Here is a 20128-nt window from a genome sequence, read left to right on the forward strand (position 1 = left end):
TTAAATTGTATAATGAAAACGCTATAAACTAACAAAGGATAATCATGAAAAAACTATTCACTTCACTTTTATTGTTCAGTATTTTAGAATCTAACCAAAAAAATGGCTTTTTTATAGAAGCGGGGTTTGAAACCGGGCTGTTAGAAGGCACACAAACGCAAGAAAAAAGATACACCACCACGAAAAACACTTATGCAACTTACGATTATTTGCCCACAGACGCTGTTTTAAAAAGAGCGGCTAATCTGTTCACAGACGCTAAATCTATATCACAATTAAAATTTTCATCTTTATCCCCTGTTAGAGTGTTATATGTTGGCGGTAAATTAACTATAGAAAACTTCTTGCCTTATAATTTAAGCAATGTTAAGCTTAGTTTTACAGACGCTCAAGGTAATGTGATTGATTTAGGCGTGATAGAAACTATCCCTAAACACTCTAAAATCGTTTTACCTGGGGAGGCATTTGATAGTCTAAGAGAGGCATTTGCTAAAATTGACCCTTATACTTTCTTTTTCCCAAAATTTGAAGCCACTAGCACCCAAGCTTCTGACGCTAACACGCAGAGGGTGTTTGAAGCGCTCAATAATATTCAGACAAATTTTATGATGAAATATAGTAATGAGAAACCAAACAATTTCAATACTTGTTATAATAATACAAGCAAGAATGATTGTTGGCAAAATTTTACCCCAGAAACCGCAAAAGAATTCACTAATTTAATGTTGAACATGATCGCTGTTTTAGATTCCCAATCTTGGGGTGATGCGATTTTAAACGCTCCTTTTGAATTTACCAATAAAGATGGAGGAGAATGCGATACTGGCAAGGAGAATGATTGCGTGAATCCCGGAACAAATGGGGTTGTCAATTCTCAAGATGCCAAACAACATGTATTAAAACCACAAGGCATTGTTGATAATTTTAGAAAAAAAATAGAAATTGATGCGGTTGTTCTAAAAAATTCAGGGGTTGTGGGGTTAGCTAATGGATATGGTAGTGATGGTGAATATGGCACATTAGGAGTAGAAACTTATACCTTAGAGCCTAAAAAACTCTTTGGCGATAATCTTAAGACCATCAATTTACAAGATTTAAGAGTCATTTTGCATGAATTTAGCCACACTAAAGGCTATACCCATAATGGGAACATGACCTATCAAAGAGTGCCGGTGATGAAAGATGGTCAAGTTGAAAAGGATAATAATGGCAAGCCAAAGGACACTGATGGCCTCCCCTATAATGTGTGTTCTCGTTTCAATGGTCCAAATCAACCCGCTTTCCCTAGCAACTACCCTAATTCCATCTATCATAATTGTGCAGATGTCCCAGCTGGGTTTGTGGGGGTTACAACGGCGGTTTGGCAGCAGCTCATCAATCAAAACGCCCTACCCATTGATTACGCTAATTTGAGCTCTCAAAAAAACTACAATCTAAACGCTACTTTAAACACGCAAGATTTAGCCAATTCCATGCTCAGCACCATTCAAAAAACTTTTGTAACTTCTAGCGTTACCAATTACCACTCTTCAAGCTCTTCACAAAATTTTAGAAGCCCTATTTTAGGGGTTAACGCTAAGATAGGTTATCAAAACTACTTTAATGATTTTATAGGATTAGCGTATTATGGCATTATCAAATACAATTACGCTAAAGCGAGCAGCGAAAAAGTCCAACAACTAAGCTATGGTGGGGGGGTGGATTTGTTGCTTGATTTTATCACTACCTATACCAATAAAAACCAAAACGATATTTTAGTTAAAAGAAATTTTTCTTCATCTTTTGGTATCTTTGGTGGGTTAAGGGGCTTGTATAACAGCTACTATGTGTTAAACAAAGTCAAAGGGAGCGGTAATTTAGATGTGGCTACCGGGTTGAATTACCGCCATAAGCATTCTAAATATTCTGTAGGCATTAGCATTCCTTTAATCCAAAGAAAAGCTAGCGTCGTTTCTGCTAACGGCGATTATACAAACTCTTTTGTTTTCAATGAAGGGGCTGGTCATTTTAAGGTGTTTTTTAATTACGGGTGGATTTTTTAAATATAAAATCCATTAAGCGCGAAATCTATTGACAGAAATAATGTTTTTTTAAATAAAAGCCTTATTTTTGTCTTTTTTTCGTATAATAAGATTTAAGTTGATATTGATAGCGATACGCTAAGAATTTTCAAGTTTTTGCGATCAAATCAATATTTCTTAATAAGCTCATAGCTTTAATATTCAAAATAATATAAAAAGGAAAGTCATGTATGCGGCTCATCCTGTTAAACCCCTAAAAACCCCTAAACTCAAAACTAAATTTTTAAGGCGTGTGTTTGTGGGTGCGTCTATTAGGCGCTGGAATGATCAAGCATGCCCTTTGGATTTTGTGGAATTAGACAAACAAGCCCATAAAGCGATGATCGCTTATTTGCTCGCTAAAGATTTAAAAGATAGGGGCAATGAATTAGATTTAGATCTTTTAATCAAGTATTTTTGCTTTGAATTTTTGGAGCGCTTGGTTTTAACCGATATTAAACCCCCTATTTTTTACGCCCTCCAACAAACCCATAGCAAGGAATTAGCCTCCTATGTCGCGCAAATTTTGCAAGATGAAATTGGCGCGTATTTTTCTTTGCAAGAATTAGAAGAGTATTTAAGCCACAAACCCCAAATTTTAGAAACCCAAATTTTAGAGAGAGCGCATTTTTATGCGTCTAAATGGGAGTTTGATATTATTTATCATTTTAACCCCAACATGTATGGCGTGAAAGAGATTAAAGAAAAAATTGACAAGCAACTCCACAATAACGAGCATTTGTTTGAAGGGCTTTTTGGGGAAAAAGAAGATTTGAAAAAATTGGTGAGCATGTTTGGGCAGTTGCGTTTCCAAAAGCGTTGGAGTCAAACCCCACGAGTGCCACAAACGAGCGTCCTAGGGCATACCTTATGCGTGGCGCTTATGGGGTATTTATTGAGTTTTGATTTAAAAGCTTGTAAAAGCATGCGGATCAATCATTTTTTGGGCGGGCTTTTCCATGATTTACCCGAGATTCTAACCAGAGACATTATCACGCCTATCAAACAAAGCGTTGCAGGGCTTGATCATTGCATTAAAGAGATTGAAAAAAAGGAAATGCAAAACAAGGTCTATTCCTTTGTCTCTTTGGGCGTTCAAGAAGATTTAAAATACTTCACCGAAAACGAGTTCAAAAACCGCTATAAAGACAAATCCCATCAAATCGTTTTCACTAAAGACGCTGAAGAGTTATTCACTTTTTTTAACCACGATACCTATCAAGGGGTTTGTGGGGAGCTTTTAAAAGTGTGCGATCATTTGAGCGCGTTTTTAGAAGCTAAAATCTCTCTTTCTCATGGCATTTCTAGCAACGATTTAATCAAAGGGGCAGAAAATCTTTTGAAATTGCGATCCCAAACAGAATTGCTTGATTTGGATTTAGGAAAATTGTTTAGGAATTTTAAATAGTTTTTGAAGTCATTTAGGTTTTATTTTAATATATTATTAATTATAAATTTAAAAACAAGTTTTAAACAACACAAAGTTTTGAGACTATAAAAATTTAATTATCAGCATTTGATTATAATATGCGAAAAAGAATTTAATGATGCACTGCAAAGAATTACTAGAATTTAACGATTACGCTATGGATTTAACGATTCGTATGGCGCACCATAGCACCGCTATTGAAAACAATCCTTTGAGCCTTGCTGAAACCATAAGCATTTTAACTACTGAATACATTCCTAGAGAAATGCCTCAAAGAGCCTTTTTTGAAGTGAAAAACTATCAAAATATACTCCCTTTTCTATTAGAAAACCTGAATAGAGGACAAAGTGTTGATAGCTTTTTTATAAGAGAGTTGCATGGGATTTTAATGAATTTTTTACTCCCTAACAAGGGGGCTTTTAAAACGACTGATAATATCATTTTAGGAGCCAGTTTTGAAACGACACCCCATTTTCAAGTGCCTATGGCTATAAAAGAATGGTGCGACAATCTCAATTATAAGATGCATGCCCTACAAGATAAAGAAGAGAAATTAAAAGCTATTTTAGAACAACATATTTTGTTTGAAAAAATCCACCCTTTTAGCGATGGCAATGGTAGGGTAGGCAGAATGCTAATCTTTTATAGCGTATTAGAGCAAAATTTAGTGCCATTTGTGATTACCAAAGAACAAAAAGAAGCTTACATTAAAGCTTTAGACACGCACAATACAGAAAGCTTATACCAACTCGCTAAAGTATCCCAAGAGTTCGAACTCACACGCATACAAGGGCAAATGATATTGAATAAGAATAAATAAATCTTAAAAAATCATGTTTTAAATTTCAAGCGCGCATCAAATAGAGCTTTTTCCTTTCGCTTGATGAAGCGATATTGAGTAATTGGCGGTATTTGGTGATCGTTCTTCTCACCATTTTCAAATGGAATTTTTCTTCAATGAGTTCTAAAATTTTAGCGTCGCTCAAAGGCTCTTTTTTGTCTTCATTTTTAATCAATTCTAAAAGGTAGTCTTTAATCACGGCGTTTGAAGTCTCGCTGTTGTCTAAAGCGGTGCTAAAAAAATGCTTAATAGGGAAAACCCCTCTCTCGCACGCCAAATATTTATTAGAAATGGCCCTTGAAATCGTGCTTACAGAGTGGTTAAATTCATTAGCTAAATCCAATAATTTTAAAGGGCGCAATTCCTTACCCTTAAAAAAATCGTATTGATACTCTAAAAGCATGAGTCCGATTTTATAAATCGTGGCTTTCCTTAAATTTAAAGCGTCAATCAAATCTTTAGCCTCTTTTAATTTCTCTTTCAAATAATCGCTATTTTCAGAGTGCTTTTCTTCTAAACTGATCGTTGGGTAGCTCTCATCATTCAAACGGACGATGATTTCATTATCCACTTCCATAATAAAAAGCTCAGGAATGACCTCTATTTCTTTTTCTAAAAACTCAATAGCCGGAGGGTTTTTAAAGGATTTTAAAATTTTTAAAGCCTTTTCATAATAAAAATCTTTAGAAAATTCATGGTGTTTTTCTAAATGCAAAATAATTTTTCGCGCCTCTTCATAAAGCTCGTTATCGTCTAATTCCCTACTCTCTAGCTGGAATAAAAAGCCCTCTTTCACGTCTCTAGCACCAATGCCGGCTGGATTAAGGTAGCTAAAACGCTTGCGCACTTTCTCATAAATTCCGCTCTCTACCCCTAAAATTTTAGCCCTTTCTTCAATATTTTCTTCAAAATACCCCTCATGATTCAACCCGTTGATAATATCCATAGCGATTTTTTGAGAAATTTCAGTGGGAAAAAGAGGGGGAATGATTTGAGCTTCTAGGGTTTCAAAAAGGCTTTTGGAAGCGATTGCAAAATTTTCTAAATGATCGTTGCTGTTTTTGGTGTTGAAGCGATCGCTAAAACTTTTAATGCGTTTGTTTTCAATTTTGATTAAGGGGTTATCTAGGGCGTTTTGTTTTAAAACTTCTTCTAAATCTTCAAGCTCGCTTTGTAAAATGGGTAACCACCCTTTTAAAGTGGCGTTTAACTTATTTTTAGGGCTAAGGTTTGCGCGTAAAACCGCCATATTCACACCTTAAAATTTTCCCCTAAATAATACTTGCGCACCAAAGCGTTTTCATAAATTTCATTAGCGTTCCCGCTCGCTAGAAGCGTGCCGCTTTTAATCACATACGCCCTATGGCATACGCTCAAAGTCTCTCGCACATTGTGATCAGTGATCAATACGCCAATGTTTAATTCAATCAAGCTTTCAATAATCTTTTGAATATCAATCACGGCGATCGGATCCACGCCTGCAAAAGGCTCATCTAGCAGCACGAATTTAGGGTTTTTCATCAAAGCTCTAGCGATTTCTACACGCCTTCTTTCTCCCCCACTCAAGCTCATGCCCTTGCGCTCTCTTATGGCTTGGATATTGAAAGCGTCAAGCAAACTTTCCATTTTTTCTTCGCTCTCTTTAGAGTTTTTGAAAGTGGTCTCCCCTGCTAGGGCTAAATTCTCTTCCACGCTCAATTCTTTAAAAATGCTGGATTCTTGAGGCAAGTAACCTATGCCTAAATTAGAGCGCTTGTGTAAGGGGTATTTGGCTAAATTCACATCGTTTAAATAAACGCTCCCCCCACTAGGCTCTAAAAGCCCGCATATCATGTAAAAGGTGGTGGTTTTACCCGCTCCGTTAGGCCCTAAAAGCCCCACCACTTCGCCGCTTTTCACTTCCAAAGAAACATCTGAAACAATTTTAGTTTTTTTGATTTGTTTGTTTAAATGTTCTGCTTTTAAAATATCCATTCAAGCGACCCTTCAAGCGATCTTTATTGTATAAAAACGGCTATTTGATTCGGTTTTGATTTCTACAACCTTAACAGCTAAATCGTATTTTTTTAAAATTTTTTCTAATTTTTCATCGCCCCATTCCACAAAATGGATCCCCTTTTCTAACAGACACTCCAACATGCCAAGCTCCAAGCAAGTCTCTAAATCGCGCATGTAAAAATCATAATGGAACACGCTCTCGCTATAAGCATGCATCACGCTAAAGGTGGGCGAAGTCGCTTGAATATCCAAACCCAAATGCTTCAAGCACGCTTGAACTAAAGTCGTTTTACCGCTCCCTACAACGCCTTTTAAAAACACCACCCCCTTAAAATCATCTTTTAAAATTGCAGCCGCCACTTTGTCTAACTCGTCTAAATGCGCTCTCATAACAATTCCACGCTTTTGATTTCAAACTCGCTTTTAATTTCTTCAATGAGATCAGAATTATTAGCCAAAAATTCTTGCAATTCTGTTGGGGCTTCTTTTGGTTGGGTTTCTTTAAACTCTTTAGTTTCTTTTTCTTTAACCTCTTTAGTGTCGTTTTTTTGAACCTCTTTTGCTTTTGTTTCTTTTCCAACCACTTCTTTTTTTTCAATTTCAGCCGTTGGCGTCGTTTCTGTGGCTGGTTTGGGTGAGATTTTTTCCCTTAAAGAAGAAAAATCAAACTCTTTTGTCTCTTCTAATGGGGCGTTTTTAAGTTCTAAATGACTTTTTAAAGCGATTTTGACACTTTCGCCCTTGCCAAAAACGCTATCAACGATATTTTTCACGATTTTAAAACGCTCTCTTAAAAGTTCCTTATCTTTATCAAGCGCTAAAGACTCCCAAGTCAAGGTTTTAGTGTGGCTGTCAAAATCAATGAAACGGATATTTTTTTCAAACACCGCCCCCAACTCGTAGTTGCGCTCATAAACCAATTTTTGGACTTGTTTGAAAAGGTTGTAAAAAATGCGATCTTTAGCGGAAAGCATGGGCGTTTGTGGGGCTTCTGCTACTGGGGTTTCTATTATTGGAGTTTTTGGTGGTGGGGCTTTTAGCGCTTGATTTTCTTGTTGGATAGCGTTAGCGTGTTGGTTTAAAGGTTTCAAAGCGTTTTCTTTACTTTGCTCTAATTCTAAAATCGCATCGTCTAGGGCTTTGAGTTTCAAAGCTTCTTTGAATTTCATTTTCAATAACAACAACACAAAACCAGAATTTGCCCCCTCTTTTAAAAGGCTCAAACTGCTCATAATGATTTTAAAAAAGCGCTCTATCAAAAGGATGGAATAAGTATCAGGGCTTAATAATTTCGCTTTCAAAAAAAGCATCATTTCTTCTAAAACGCCCTCGGTTTCATAATTTTCTAAAATTTCATAACGCTCTTGCAATTTAGTTTCATCTTGGTTGATTAGACTTTGAAAAAAATCTTCCAAAACGCTTCGATCAATCGCCCCTAACATTTCAGCTACTTTGCTTTCTGTGATAGCGTTATCGCAATAATTGATGGCTTGCTCTAAAAGGGTGAGCGTGTCCCTCAAGCTCCCTTGCCCGCTGTGGGCTAGTTTTTCTAACGCGCTTGCTTCATAATGCACTTGTTCTTTTTCTAAAATGGTTTTTAAATGAGAAATAACAGAATTTTCAGGGATTTTTTTAAACCTGAAATGCTGGGTGCGGCTGAGTATGGTAGCGGGCAATTTTAGAGCGTCCGTTGTCGCTAAAAGGAATTTCACATGGCTAGGAGGCTCTTCTAAAGTCTTTAAAAGCGCGTTAAACGCTTCGGTAGTGAACATATGCACTTCATCAATGATAAAGATTTTATAGCGCCCAAAGCTTGGTTTGTAGCGCGTTTGCTCTATGAGGTTACGGACATCATCAATCCCCCTGTTAGACGCCCCATCCATTTCTATAATATCTATGTGGTGGTTGTTTAAAGCGCTCTGGCATTGGGCACAAGTATCGCAAGGCACGGCTTTTGGCCCTTTTTCACACATCAAAGCCCTTGCAAAAATCCTAGACGAGCTGGTTTTGCCTGAACCTCTTAACCCGCTGAATAAATAAGCGTTAGCCAAACGCTGGTTGTCTAAGGCTAAAGAAAGCGTTTTAGCCACACTCTCTTGCCCGACTAGCTCGCTAAAATGTTTGGGGCGGTATTTTAACGCTAAAACTTGCATATTGATTTTTAACCCTTAAAACTTGTTTAGAAGTATTGTAATGCAAAATGACTTAAAACTAGCCCCTTTTTAGGTTTTGCTCAATAACGCTAAAAAATCTTTAAACAAATTAATACTAAGCGTCCCCATGATAGCCGTTACAAAGAGGTTCACGCCCATAAAGATTTTTTGGTTGTTTAAAAGCATAGAGCCATAGCGTAACGACAAAACGCATAACAATAAAAGCCAAGAAAAAGCCGCCGATAAAGTACCGGCTAGAAAGACAAATTTTTGAGCCAGGTTAAAAGACAAAGCGCTCGCGCCAATGAGGAACACCATTTCCAAATACACTTGCGGGTTGAGTAAAGTAACGCCTAAAGTGAACAATAAAGTCTTTTTTAAGGATAGTTTTTTGGGGGTTTGGACTTGCTTTTTTTTAAAGGTTTGAAAAAGGGTTTTTAACGCTAAAAAAGCATAAAACCCGGTAAAAAGCGCCCCAAATAGATTCAAAGACAGGCTCAAATAAAAATTTTTAGCGAAATAAGCCCCCACGCCAAACACGCCCATGCTCATTAACACAATATCGCACATAAAACACAAAGCGCAAATCAAAAACACATAATTCCTAGCCATGCCTCGCTCTATAATAAACAAGGATTGCGCCCCCACCGCTGCGCACAAAGAGATAGCCAAGCCAAAACCTTCTATAAAAACCACAAACATCTTACTCAAGTCCTTTCACTCAAAATAAGCCAAAATTATTAACACCATACAACCAAACCATTCAAAATGGTATTTTAAAATTTTAGGGTTTAAAACGACCTTTATAAATAAAAGTTAAATGATGATTGCACAAAATTTAAAAACCCCATTTTTTACTACTCTTAGCGGAGTTTAATAGTGGGTTTAAATTAACATGCTAAAATGCCGAAATTTGCTAAAGTAGCAAAAATTTAGACAAAGGAATTGGGAATGAGGAAGAGTTTGGCTTTTTGCCTAGTAGCTTTGCTTGGACTGCAGGTTTTAGGCGCTAGAGATTTTTCGCCACTCAAAAACGAAGAGCTTTTAAAATTAGCAGGCACTCTGCCTTCTAGCGAAGCGATTGATTATCGCATGGAAGTGTCCAAACGCCTTAAAGCCTTAAACGCTGAAGAGGCTAAGAAATTCCGCGCGAATTTCAGTCGGATCGCTAAAAAGAATCTTTCGCAAATGAGTGAAGAAGATTTCAAAAAAATGCGCGAAGAAGTGCGTAAGGAATTAGAAGAAAAAACCAAAGGTCTAAGCGATGCAGAAATTAAGGCAAAAGGGCTTAATGTGAGCGTTTGCAGCGGCGATACGAGAAAAGTTTGGTGTAGGGCTGTTAAGAAAAAAGACGAACATTGTTCTCCTAAGTGAGATAAAATTTAATTTAAAAGGATAAAACATGAAAAAAGCGTTGAAAATACTTTCTATGGGTGCGTTATTGTTTGTGGCTCTAAACGCCAAAGATTTCAGTAAAACGAGCGATGAAGATTTGGCTAAAATGGCTGGAATTGTCGCTCCGCAGGATATTGTGGATTATAAAAAAGAGTTGAGAATGCGCATGAAAAAAATGCCTGAAGACAAAAGAGAAGCGTTCCACAAGCAGTTGCATGAATATGCGATTAAAAACACAGACAACATGACCGTGGCGGATTTTGAAGCCCATCAAAAAGCCGTTAAAGAAGTGCTTAAAAAAAGCAACATGAAAGGCATGGATGATGATTTGGGATTGAGATCATGCGAAAAAATGCACAAACACCATAAACATGGTGATCATGATAAACATGGCAAAGGGCATGGCAAAGAACAAGGCAAAAAAGACCACGATCATGATGATCATGGCGAAGATAAAAAATAAAGCTTAAAACGCTCCCCTTTCTCCATCAAAGCTTCAAATTCTTTAAGCAGAAATCCTAAACGCTTTTTAGCGTTTGGGGTGCGTGCTGTTATCTATTGTATAAAATATTATTAGTAATTTGTATTTGTTGGTTTTTTAAGTAGAGTATTGTATAATTTTAGCCATTTAAATTTTTTAATAAAGGATATTATATGGCTTATACATATAACCCAAATAATGAAATGAATATTTTAGGGCGAGCGTTTAACACCGCAGTGTTTAGCAATAACCCAACATTTGATATTACACCTTTTGATTTAGGCGGCGAGCAAATGGAGTGCACTTTTGAAAGACCGAGCGTGAATAGGTTGCCAGCCACCACGCAGACCATAGCGAGCGCTAACATTTATATGCCAACAACCATTAAAATCCCCATTCTTAAAACAAGCTCTGTATATAAAATAGGGCTTAACGCAAGGATGCAAAATTCTATTTTAGGCGAATGTGTTTTAAAAGACGATGCAGGGTATCAATGTGTGATAAAACAAGTAACATTAGACTTCAATGTTAGAGATTTAGAAACAAGCACCGAATTTGCGATTAAAGGCAACTTCTATCTTGACCAAGATTTGATTAAAATCCCAATCAAAAAGCAAAATCTAAAATCGCTTTAGCGTTTCAAACAATCCAAAAGACTATTTCAATACTCTTCAAACATTTCTTGGATTTTTGCCTTATCATTTGTTTTAGTTAAAGCGAGTTGCAAAAGCACTCTGGCTTTTTGGGGGTTTAAATTATCGCTTGCGATAAAGGCCTTATCGTCAATCTCGCTTGAAGTAATCCCACCGCTACCCACCCTACTAGAACGAACGATTAAAACCCCCATTTGGCTCGCTTCTTGCATGGCTTTTAACAATCCAGCGCTCACATTCCCGTTACCCACCCCGGCGATAACAATGCCTTTTGCATGCGATTTTAGGCTCGCTTGGAATAAATCAGGGGTCATGCCGACATGCGTGTAAATAATATCCACTTTAGGTAAGGGGGGGTTGAGTTCTACAATGGAAAATTCGCTATTTATGGTGTGCTTTCTTAAGGGTTGCATGTAATAGCGCACCTTACCATAATACACGCTCCCTATCGCACCGCTATTTGGGGCTTTAAAAGTGGAAGTGTGGGTGGTGTGCGTTTTAACCACCTCCCTAGCGCTAAAAATACTATCATCCATCACCACCAGCACGCCTTTATTCGCGCTTTTTTCGTTGATCGCTACGCTCACGGCGTTATACAAATTAAGCGCCCCATCTGCACTCAAAGAAGTAGCGTTACGCATCGCTCCCACTAGCACCACCGGTTTTGTGGAGTGCAAAACCAAATTTAAAAAATACGCGCTCTCTTCTAAAGTGTCTGTGCCATGCGTGATGACCACGCCCTTAATACGGCTATCATTGAGCAATTCTTGAGCGCGTTTAGCGAGTTTGAACCACACCTCTTCATTCATGTCTTGTGAGCCGATGTTAGAAATCTGCTCCCCTTGTATATGAGCGATCTTATTGAGACTAGGGATAGCCCTCAAAAGCTCTATGATACCCAACTCACCGCTCTTATAACGGCCCAAACTCTTGCCTGTGCCACTCCCAGCAATCGTCCCCCCTGTCGCTAATAAAACGATAGTGGGTAAATATTTAGCCATGACTTGCCCTTTCAAACAAAATAAAAGGATTTAAAGATTTTGTAGTATAGTGAATCGTTGTTAAAATAAATTTAAAAAGAGTTAGTTGTGGATACCTTTTTTCAAATTATCGTGTTGCTTTTTTCGCTTTTTTTAGGGGCAAGGCTAGGGGGCTTGGGGGTGGGCTATGCGGGGGGCTTGGGCGTGCTTGTTTTGTGCTTGTTTTTAGGGCTAAACCCGGGCAAAATCCCCTTTGATGTGATTTTAATTATCATGGCAGTCATTAGCGCAATTAGTGCGATGCAAAAGGCCGGAGGGTTAGATTATTTAGTCAAAATCGCTGAAAGGATTTTAAGAAAACACCCCAAGCAAATCAATTATCTCGCGCCTAGCGTGGCGTATTTTTTAACGATACTATCCGGCACCGGGCATACGGTTTTTTCCTTGATTCCGGTGATTGTGGAAGTGAGCCAAAGCCAAAACATTAAGCCTAAAGCGCCGTTGAGTTTAGCGGTTGTCTCTAGTCAAGTGGGCATTACTGCAAGCCCGGTGAGTGCAGCGGTGGTGTTTATGAGCGGTATTTTAGAGCCTTTGGGGGCGAATTATCTCACTCTTTTAATGATTTGGATCCCTACGACTTTTTTAGCATGCATTCTCACGGCGTTTATCATGGGTTTTACTGATTTGAAATTAGATAGCGATCCGCATTATTTAGAACGCTTGAAAGAAGGCAAAATTTCGCCCCCTAAAATCAAAGAAGAAAAAGAAGTCTCAAAAAGCGCGAAATTATCGCTATGGATTTTTATTGGTGGGGTTGTAGCGATCGTTTTTTATGCGAGCGCAATTTCTAAAAATATCGCTTTGATTAGCCCAGTGATTTTAGGAAGAGATCAAGCGATCGTGTCTTTCATGCTAAGCGTGGCGACTTTAATTACACTTTTTTGTAAAATCAACGCTAATGAAATCGCCCATTCAAGCGTGTTTAAATCCGGCATGCAAGCGTGCGTGTGCGTGCTTGGGGTGGCGTGGCTAGGCGATACTTTTGTGAGCAACCATATAGATGAAATCAAGCGCTACGCTTCTTTTTTGATCGCAGATTACCCGTTTTTATTGGCCGTGGCACTCTTTTTGGCTTCCATGCTTTTGTATTCGCAAGCCGCCACTTCTAAAGCGCTCATCCCAAGCGTGATCACCGCTTTAGGCATTAGCGCTCATCACACGGAGCATTTGTATATCATCGTGGCTTCTTTTGCGAGCGTTTCAGCGCTATTTGTGTTACCCACTTACCCCACTTTATTAGGAGCGATCGCTATGGATAACACCGGCACCACTAAAATGGGCCGTTATGTGTTTGATCATGCGTTTTTGATCCCTGGGGTTTTAGTCGTTTTTTTAAGCGTGGCGTTAGGGTTTGTTGTCGCGCCGTTGGTTTTGTAGGTTTTATAATCCAAAAGCTTGGCTTTAATCAAGCGGTATTTTATAAAACCCCCCTTATAAAAAAGGGTTTAAACCATTAGTAAGCAAACACATAATTGAGATACACGCTATAAAGTCTCCTATACTCTAGCTTAGTGCCTAGATAAGAATAGTAATTGGTGTTGATGGTGGGGATCTTCACGCCTAATTCAATACCATGTTGAGCGGAATGTTCGCTGTCTTTTTTCTTGGCTGTAGCGAGATTCATTCTCAAGCCGAGATTAAACAAGAACTGGAAATTGGAATTATTGACTTTGGCGCTGTAGGCGTTGTTAAAACTCGTTAGATTCACGAATTGAGAATTAAGCCATGTCGTCCCTGCCAGTTGGATACCTCCAAATAACCCCATAGAGAGCTTGTTATTCTTTTTAGTGGCCTTATCGTTGAGAAAGTTAAACAATAAATCGCTCCCACCGCCATAAGTCCATACATCAGAAGACGAATTAAAAAAGCTGGATTTGATATAAGCGTGGTTGTAATCAAAAAAGCCGTAATACCTTAACCCCCATCTTTTGCTTTCGCCAAAAAATTGTTTATAGCCCACTTGCACGCCAAGCCCGTTCATCGCCCCGTTATTGTTTTGAGAGTTAATCATGCCTATATTTTTAAAGGGGTTCTTGCTCATCGCTGCTAAAGCTTGGGAGAGTTGGGATTGTTGTTCTGGATTGATTTGGTAGTTGTATTGGCCCGCTGCTGGAGCGCTTGGATTGTTAACTAGGGTAACGATGTCGTTTGTATTGACCTTGTTATGGGGGAATTGAGAAATCTCTTCGCTCAAATTCTTAGCGTTACTGTAAGCGCTCACGATCTCTGCTTCATTGGACTTTAGGTTATAAACATCTTTAGCCACGCTTAAAGCCGCATCCAACCGGTCGCCATAATAAGCTACATTGTTTTGGATCGTTTGAACTTCTTGGTTCAAATTCACTTCCTGCCTGTAAGGGTTAGTAGGCGTTGAACCCGCATTGGGTATTTTCAAATAAGCTTTTTGCAAATACTCATACTGATCTTTAGGGATAGAGTTAAAGAGGTTGAAAATGTCTTGAGCGTAAGAAATGACTTGTTTTTGATTTTGAGCGAAAGTGTAAATGTCTTTAGCGAATTCAGGGTTTGTTTGAGAACCTGTGGCTTGAGCTTGCAACTGACTGGATAGGGTGTGGTTGCTTTGAGAAAGCGTAACCGCTTGTTGCAAGATGGGTATCATCGCTTTGATGTTATTAAACACCGCGTATTGCGTTGGGTAGCCAGTAGATGTGATAGCGCTAGATGTATTTGCAATACCACTGATGACGATATTGTTCCACATCATAGCGGTCTTAGTGCTTGCGATCAAGTCCATAAGCTTTTGCGCGGTTTCAAGAGCGCTGCTCACGGTTGAATTTGGCGGGTTTGATGCTGAGTCTGTTGTGGCGCATCCGGATAAAGCGCAAAGATTGTTCCCTTTAGTGGTAGCGTTTTGTTGGGCTGCTTGGAGGCTTTCAGCAAGCTTTTTCATCTCATCATAAGTGGTTTGATTCATCGCGCAGTTTTCTAATCCTGAGCAGTTATTGATAATTGTTGAAAAAGGAGGGTTACCAGTGACATTAGCGGGTTTGTCTCCATTACCTACAAAAAAAGTGAGGTAGTTCCCTGCATAAAGACTCCAAAAACCCAATACCGAAGTGATAACGGCTTGCGCGGCGTTGAAAATGGGCGATTGGGTGGTGCTGCTGTAGTTGTTATTCGTAAAGCTTTTTAAATAGTTTAAAGAGCTATTGACTAACTCAATGTTGTTGGCGTTTTGAATGCTTTGTTTTAATGAAGCCACTTGGTTTAAATACTGGTTTAATTGCTCGTATTTTTCGTTCAAGTTTTTCAATTCACCGGTGTTTTTGACGGACTGAACCGCTTCACCGATTTGATAGCCCACGCTCACAAAAAAGCCGTTGTCTTCAGCGTGGAGCGATGATGCCGCAAGCGAGAGAGAGAGTAAAAATCGTTTTTTCATAAAATGTTCCTTAAAGTAATTTTTTTGTTGTAAGAATATCATGAAGTGATAATGCACTTACAATGGGCTTATTTTGATATAGATTTACTAAAATTTTAAGCAAAATTGACTTTTTGGATTTCAAAAAAAAAAAAAAAAGAGATTTTTGGGGTATTTTTACCCATTTATCTTATCTTTGAAGGGTGGATTTTTGTAACGATAAAATGATCTTTTGAATTTTATGAGCAATATTTAATGAGAACGAAAGCCACACTAAAACAAAAACGCATAGCTGACAAAAACCTCTTTATTCCTAAAAACGCTGAAGTTTTGTCGGATCGTTTGCTGCTGCCACACATTGCTAGAGCCAAAGTTTTTCCAACTTTGCGCGCTCAAACTATAATAAGGGATTTTTAACCCCACATTAAAGCGGTTGTGCTTGCCTATATACAAAGAACCCCCAAAATTCACAAAAAACCCTCCGCCTGCGGCAAAAAATTTATCCTCTTGCTTAGTGTTTTGGTTTTGATATTTAGGGCTCCATAACACGGCGTATTCCACCCCACCCCCACCAAACACGCCTATTTTAAAAAACAGCATTTTTTCCGTTTTTAAGGCGAGTTTTAAAAGGGTGTCTATGGGGAGATTGACAAACACATTCACATTCAAACCAAACGCCATGAAATTCCCGTTATTTAAAAGGAAATCTTGGGGGCTTGGGGTTTTTTGCAAGACTAACGAGCCTTGAGTGTTTGAAGCAGAATCATAGGTTTTAAGGGTGTTTGGGTTGTAATTCGCTTGAGATAAAAGGGTATCCCCCCCCACTTTTTGGCCTAATTGCGCTTTAGCGTATTCTATATCCCCCCACACCCTTAGGCCTAAAATATGGTATTTGTCAATAGCTATTTCATCGCCTATTTGACCGGTGTAAGACAAGTTTTTACCCCCCTTATAATAGGCTTCTAATTTCTCGCCATAACACACGCTACTAGGGCAAGTGGGGTTGTCTTTATAGGCTTGTTGCCACATGCTTGTGCGCGTGTTAGCCCCTGTGCCTAGCCTAAAACCCAAATAAATATGATTTTTCGTTTTAAAAAAAGGCGTTTTTTCACTGGCATTACCCCATAAAACCCCCAAACTGGCTAAAAAAATAACCGCCCTCAAACGCTTTTTTGATTCAATTCTACCCATAATGGCACTTCACCTTGCAACATTTCTTGATTAAAAAATTCCTCTATGCCCTCTCGCATGCTCTTTATTTCTGTAAGGGTATTGACGCAGTTACGAAACGCGCTCGCTTGCATTTCGCCCTTAGCGTAAGCATGCAAGTTTTTCCTGAACATCACCACCCCCCTATCCCCATAAAACTCCACCATTTTATCAAAATGTTCTAAAACCAAGTCTTTTTTTACAACCGCCGGTAATTCGGTGGTATTGTTTCTGATTTGCCAAAATATCCATGGGGCTCTTAAAGCCGCTCGCCCTATCATTAGCCCATCCGCTTGCGTGATTTGCAAGACTTCAAAGGCTTTTTTCACGCTGTCAATTTCGCCATTGGCTATCACAGGCTTTTTTAAAATCCCTTTCATTAAAGCGATGCTTTCATAATCTATTTTGTCTTTTTGGTATTTGTCGCTTCGTGTCCTCCCATGCACCACCACATAATCCACTGGAGCGTCATTTAAAGCATGGGCGATTTCTTGGGGGATTTTCTTTTCAAAGCCCAAACGCACTTTCACGCTTGTGATTTTTTTGTTGGTGTTTTCTCTGATCGCTTTTAAAAGTTTCACCAAGTGGTTTAAATCCTTTAACAACCCGCTCCCGTTACCATGATTAGCCACTTTGGGGGCAGGACAACCGCAGTTAAAATCAATCCCGCTCACATGCTCTAAAGCGTTGATTTTTTCAACCGCTTCTTTGACTACGCTTTCTTTAGAGCCTGAAATTTGCACCATGAAATGATCTTCTAAAGCGGATTTTTCTAACATTTTAGAAGTTTTGTCAAACGCATACACTAACGAATGCGAACTCACCATTTCGCTTGTGGTAACATCCACGCCAAATTTTTTCACCACGCTTCTAAAAGGCAAATCCGTATAGCCTGCCAGAGGGGCTAGAAAAAGCCATTTTTTATTCTTAAAGTCCATACGCTCTCATATTAAAGTTTTTGCCCTATTTTGACACAATCAAGGTTAAAAAGCGCTTTAAAATGAGCGCTTGATTAAAATTAAGCTCTTTTATAGATCCATTAAACCCTGTTTAAAACGAATTAAAAAATCATGCGTTGGTTGTTTTAAAAACTCTGCGTATAAAACAGGCCGTAAGCGTTTAGGGATATTCAATCTCCTAGCTTTGTCTTTAAAATCCTTTGGCATGCTTAAAGTTTGTTGAGGTTTAAGAGCGATAAACACATGCTCTTTATTTTTTTCAATGATGAATTTTTGAGCGATTTCTAAACTAAAAAAATGGTGTTTGATTTCTTCTTTTTGAGAAAAACTCAACACATACCCCTTTTGTTTTAAGATTTTATCCACCATAAACAGCGCGTTTTGCGAATATTTAAAAAAAGTGATCCCATGCATTTGTGAAATGGGGGTCAAAGGATAGAGACGCTCTTTTTCTTGATCCAAGAATTTAAAACTTCGGGTAATGCCTTTAGAATAATTTTGCATTAAGGAATTGGCGTAATGTTTTCTAAAAAAATTGCGTTTGAATTTTAAAGAAGAATTAGAATCATCTTCAAAAAATTTCATGTCTTTAAAAAGCGTTTTAAGAGTGTCTTTAGGGGTGTAGAGCAAGGGGCGAATAATTGCATAAAACCCTCTTTGTTCATAAGCTTGAAAGCTTAAAAGCGTGTTCAACCCAGCCCCTTTGCTTAATTGCATCAAAAACCATTCCAATCTGTCATTCAAATGGTGTGCTAAAATCAAATGTTTGTAAGAATGCTCTTTGATTAGGGTTTCAAAAAAATCATAACGGATTTTTCTCGCTTGCATTTCAAAATCATGCGTGATTTTTTGAGCGTAATGGATATAGCATTTTTTATGGTGTGTTTGGGCGAGTTTTTGGGCGTGCTTGATGATTTCAAGGCGTTGTTTTTGGGTGTTATAATCCACTAAAGCGATGTCAAAGGCGATATTTTCTTGAACTAAAAGATGAAACAAGCAAGTAGAATCCACCCCGCCTGAAAAACCCAATAAATTTTGACCTTCTCTTAAAAGCTCTAAATAGGTTTTAAAATCTTGCACTATCAAATTCGCGCTAAACGCATGCTTAATAGATCGCTTTCTTTCATGAAATTTCCCTATGGGTTAAAATGCCCTTTAGTAAGCTTGCACCTTCTATGCCTAAAATTTCATTCCTTATTTTTTCCACTTCTTTCAAACCTGGAGCTTTTTGATGAACGGCTTCATTGCGGATGTTTTGAATGAGGCTCAGGCTTTTTTGAAAAGAATAATTGATGAATTTGTTCAAGCTTTCTTCTAAATGGCATTGGACTTTTTCGTGTTTGAGTAAAAGTTTAATGCTCCCAAGATTAGGCTTTTTAGTGAAAAAATCTTTAAGCGTAAAAGATTTTCCTTGGACTTCATAAGCTAAATCATAAAGGTTGGGATCTTTTTTGCATGCTTTTAAAAGAACTTTTTTAGCAAAAGTATAAATTTCATATTCTAATGTTTTAGAGTATTTAACGATAATGCTGGTAAAATCATTCAAAAAATCGTTTTGGCTTTGCAAAAGCTCTAATTCTGCATGAATGAGATTATTGATGCTATCAGGGTGCAAGAGGTAAAAAAGCCTTTTGCCAAAAACAAAGCGCATGAAATTTTCTTGCATGGCTAAATAATCTTTACTTTTATACACGCTTAGATAATGCTTTTCGTCCCCTAAAAAATAAGAACGCTCTTCTTTTAACCTCACCGGCAAAGGGTAAATATAATTATTCCCATAAATGGCGTAAGTGTGGTTGTTGGGCGTGATGAAATTGACTAAAAATTGATCCCTTAAAAGGCTAAAATCTTCCCTGACTAATTCTTTTAAATCGCTGATAATGAAAAAGTCTTCCACTTCCAAATTTTTTTCTTTATAATAGCTAGGGATCAAACTCTCATCAATCTCTTTAGAAACTTTTATGACCTTAGCGACAAACAAATTAGCGTAATCGCTCAAAAAAAGCTGCAAAAAATTTTCTTCATTGGTGGCTTTGTAAATCTCTTCTAAGGAGTGCTGCCTTTCTTGATCGTTGAGCTTTGATCGGATCTTGCCAAAACCCACTTGGGATTTTTCTTGCAAAATGCTTAAATGTTGTTGGATGACATCTTTTTGATAGTAAGGGTTATAAAGGATCAAAAGATGGTTCATGCCTTGCCTTATTTTAGGATTTCTTTGAGGTTTTGCTTGATTTCATCAGGGTTTTGTTCGTATTCTTGAATGAGATCTTTTAAAATTTCAAACAATTCGTTAAAATCTTGCGGGTGCTCTTTTTTAAACTTCACTACCAAATCCAAAGCTTCACAAGCGTTATTCAATGGATCTTTATTATCATCAAAAGCCTTTTTTATATCCAAAATCATCTTGGTAATGCGAGTGCTTTGCCCAGGACTTGAAATGCGTTTGCATAAAAAACCTTTGAATGCGTTTGCAAGCTTAAAAGATGCACAAATTTTAGAAATCATTACCTTATCCTTATTAAAATATT

At 38.0% G+C, this 20128-nt stretch carries 19 protein-coding genes; 7 read left to right on the top strand and 12 right to left on the bottom strand.

What is annotated here, in order from left to right:
- Positions 1 to 44 precede the first annotated feature (44 nt).
- The 3 genes from AA977_RS03245 to AA977_RS03255 all read left to right on the top strand — a co-directional run bounded on the left by AA977_RS03245 (position 45) and on the right by AA977_RS03255 (position 4309).
- Complete coding sequence (locus AA977_RS03245; protein WP_064434570.1) at positions 45 to 2042, top strand: porin family protein; 1998 nt, start codon at positions 45 to 47, stop codon at positions 2040 to 2042.
- 205 nt (positions 2043 to 2247) lie between these two features.
- Positions 2248 to 3468: an HD domain-containing protein gene (locus AA977_RS03250; RefSeq protein WP_064434571.1), complete on the top strand. Its 1221-nt coding sequence runs from the start codon at positions 2248 to 2250 to the stop codon at positions 3466 to 3468.
- 139 nt (positions 3469 to 3607) lie between these two features.
- A complete protein-coding gene (locus tag AA977_RS03255; RefSeq protein WP_064435188.1) occupies positions 3608 to 4309 on the top strand; it encodes a Fic family protein in 702 nt (233 codons plus the stop codon).
- Between the two features lie 25 nt (positions 4310 to 4334).
- On the opposite strand, the gene AA977_RS03260 is transcribed toward AA977_RS03255, so the two are convergent.
- The 5 genes from AA977_RS03260 to AA977_RS03280 all read right to left on the bottom strand — a co-directional run bounded on the left by AA977_RS03260 (position 4335) and on the right by AA977_RS03280 (position 9183).
- Entirely contained in the window at positions 4335 to 5579 is a 1245-nt protein-coding gene (locus tag AA977_RS03260; RefSeq protein WP_064434572.1) for an RNA polymerase factor sigma-54, read from the bottom strand.
- Positions 5580 to 5581: 2 nt separating this feature from the next.
- A complete protein-coding gene (gene lptB / locus AA977_RS03265; RefSeq protein WP_000353248.1) occupies positions 5582 to 6304 on the bottom strand; it encodes an LPS export ABC transporter ATP-binding protein in 723 nt (240 codons plus the stop codon).
- A gap of 12 nt (positions 6305 to 6316) precedes the next feature.
- Positions 6317 to 6718 carry a tRNA (adenosine(37)-N6)-threonylcarbamoyltransferase complex ATPase subunit type 1 TsaE gene (gene tsaE, locus AA977_RS03270; protein WP_064434573.1) on the bottom strand — a complete coding sequence of 134 codons (402 nt, stop codon included), beginning with the start codon at positions 6716 to 6718 and terminating at the stop codon, positions 6317 to 6319.
- Positions 6715 to 8481, bottom strand: coding sequence for a DNA polymerase III subunit gamma/tau (locus AA977_RS03275; protein ID WP_064434574.1), 1767 nt, complete (start codon positions 8479 to 8481; stop codon positions 6715 to 6717). The genes tsaE and AA977_RS03275 overlap by 4 nt, the downstream gene beginning before the upstream one ends.
- Before the next feature lie 69 nt (positions 8482 to 8550).
- Positions 8551 to 9183: a LysE family transporter gene (locus tag AA977_RS03280; protein WP_064434575.1), complete on the bottom strand. Its 633-nt coding sequence runs from the start codon at positions 9181 to 9183 to the stop codon at positions 8551 to 8553.
- Positions 9184 to 9432: 249 nt separating this feature from the next.
- Here AA977_RS03280 and AA977_RS03285 point away from each other — a divergent pair, with 249 nt between their 5' ends.
- The 3 genes from AA977_RS03285 (at position 9433) to AA977_RS03295 (ending at position 10992) form a co-directional block, all read left to right on the top strand.
- Positions 9433 to 9855 (top strand): DUF1104 domain-containing protein, encoded by a 423-nt coding sequence (locus AA977_RS03285; protein ID WP_033750063.1) that lies wholly within the window; start codon positions 9433 to 9435, stop codon positions 9853 to 9855.
- Positions 9856 to 9883: 28 nt separating this feature from the next.
- On the top strand, positions 9884 to 10339 hold the full coding sequence (locus AA977_RS03290) for a sialic acid-binding protein (protein ID WP_064434576.1): 456 nt from the start codon (positions 9884 to 9886) through the stop codon (positions 10337 to 10339).
- Positions 10340 to 10530: 191 nt separating this feature from the next.
- Positions 10531 to 10992: a hypothetical protein gene (locus AA977_RS03295; protein WP_064434577.1), complete on the top strand. Its 462-nt coding sequence runs from the start codon at positions 10531 to 10533 to the stop codon at positions 10990 to 10992.
- A gap of 26 nt (positions 10993 to 11018) precedes the next feature.
- On the opposite strand, the gene AA977_RS03300 is transcribed toward AA977_RS03295, so the two are convergent.
- Positions 11019 to 12011 carry a type II asparaginase gene (locus AA977_RS03300; protein WP_064434578.1) on the bottom strand — a complete coding sequence of 331 codons (993 nt, stop codon included), beginning with the start codon at positions 12009 to 12011 and terminating at the stop codon, positions 11019 to 11021.
- Positions 12012 to 12098: 87 nt separating this feature from the next.
- Between AA977_RS03300 and AA977_RS03305 the strand changes: the two genes are divergently transcribed.
- Positions 12099 to 13427: an anaerobic C4-dicarboxylate transporter gene (locus AA977_RS03305; RefSeq protein WP_064434579.1), complete on the top strand. Its 1329-nt coding sequence runs from the start codon at positions 12099 to 12101 to the stop codon at positions 13425 to 13427.
- Positions 13428 to 13503: 76 nt separating this feature from the next.
- Here AA977_RS03305 and sabA read toward each other — a convergent pair whose 3' ends face one another.
- The 6 genes from sabA to AA977_RS03335 form a co-directional block, all read right to left on the bottom strand.
- On the bottom strand, positions 13504 to 15453 hold the full coding sequence (gene sabA / locus AA977_RS03310; protein WP_064434580.1) for a Hop family adhesin SabA/HopD: 1950 nt from the start codon (positions 15451 to 15453) through the stop codon (positions 13504 to 13506).
- A gap of 252 nt (positions 15454 to 15705) precedes the next feature.
- Positions 15706 to 16623 (bottom strand): outer membrane beta-barrel protein, encoded by a 918-nt coding sequence (locus tag AA977_RS03315; protein ID WP_064434581.1) that lies wholly within the window; start codon positions 16621 to 16623, stop codon positions 15706 to 15708.
- Entirely contained in the window at positions 16593 to 17579 is a 987-nt protein-coding gene (locus AA977_RS03320; protein WP_064434582.1) for a tRNA dihydrouridine synthase, read from the bottom strand. Before AA977_RS03320 ends, AA977_RS03315 begins: the two co-directional genes overlap by 31 nt.
- Positions 17580 to 17669: 90 nt before the next feature.
- Positions 17670 to 18686, bottom strand: a complete 1017-nt coding sequence (gene tilS / locus AA977_RS03325; protein ID WP_064434583.1) for a tRNA lysidine(34) synthetase TilS — start codon at positions 18684 to 18686, stop codon at positions 17670 to 17672.
- A 37-nt stretch (positions 18687 to 18723) separates the two neighbouring features.
- Complete coding sequence (locus AA977_RS03330) at positions 18724 to 19791, bottom strand: HP0729 family protein (protein ID WP_064434584.1); 1068 nt, start codon at positions 19789 to 19791, stop codon at positions 18724 to 18726.
- Positions 19792 to 19799: 8 nt separating this feature from the next.
- Positions 19800 to 20105 (bottom strand): hypothetical protein, encoded by a 306-nt coding sequence (locus AA977_RS03335; RefSeq protein ID WP_064434585.1) that lies wholly within the window; start codon positions 20103 to 20105, stop codon positions 19800 to 19802.
- Positions 20106 to 20128 lie beyond the last annotated feature (23 nt).

It is taken from the genome of Helicobacter pylori, from assembly GCF_001653455.1.
GTDB classification, from domain to species: domain Bacteria; phylum Campylobacterota; class Campylobacteria; order Campylobacterales; family Helicobacteraceae; genus Helicobacter; species Helicobacter pylori_A.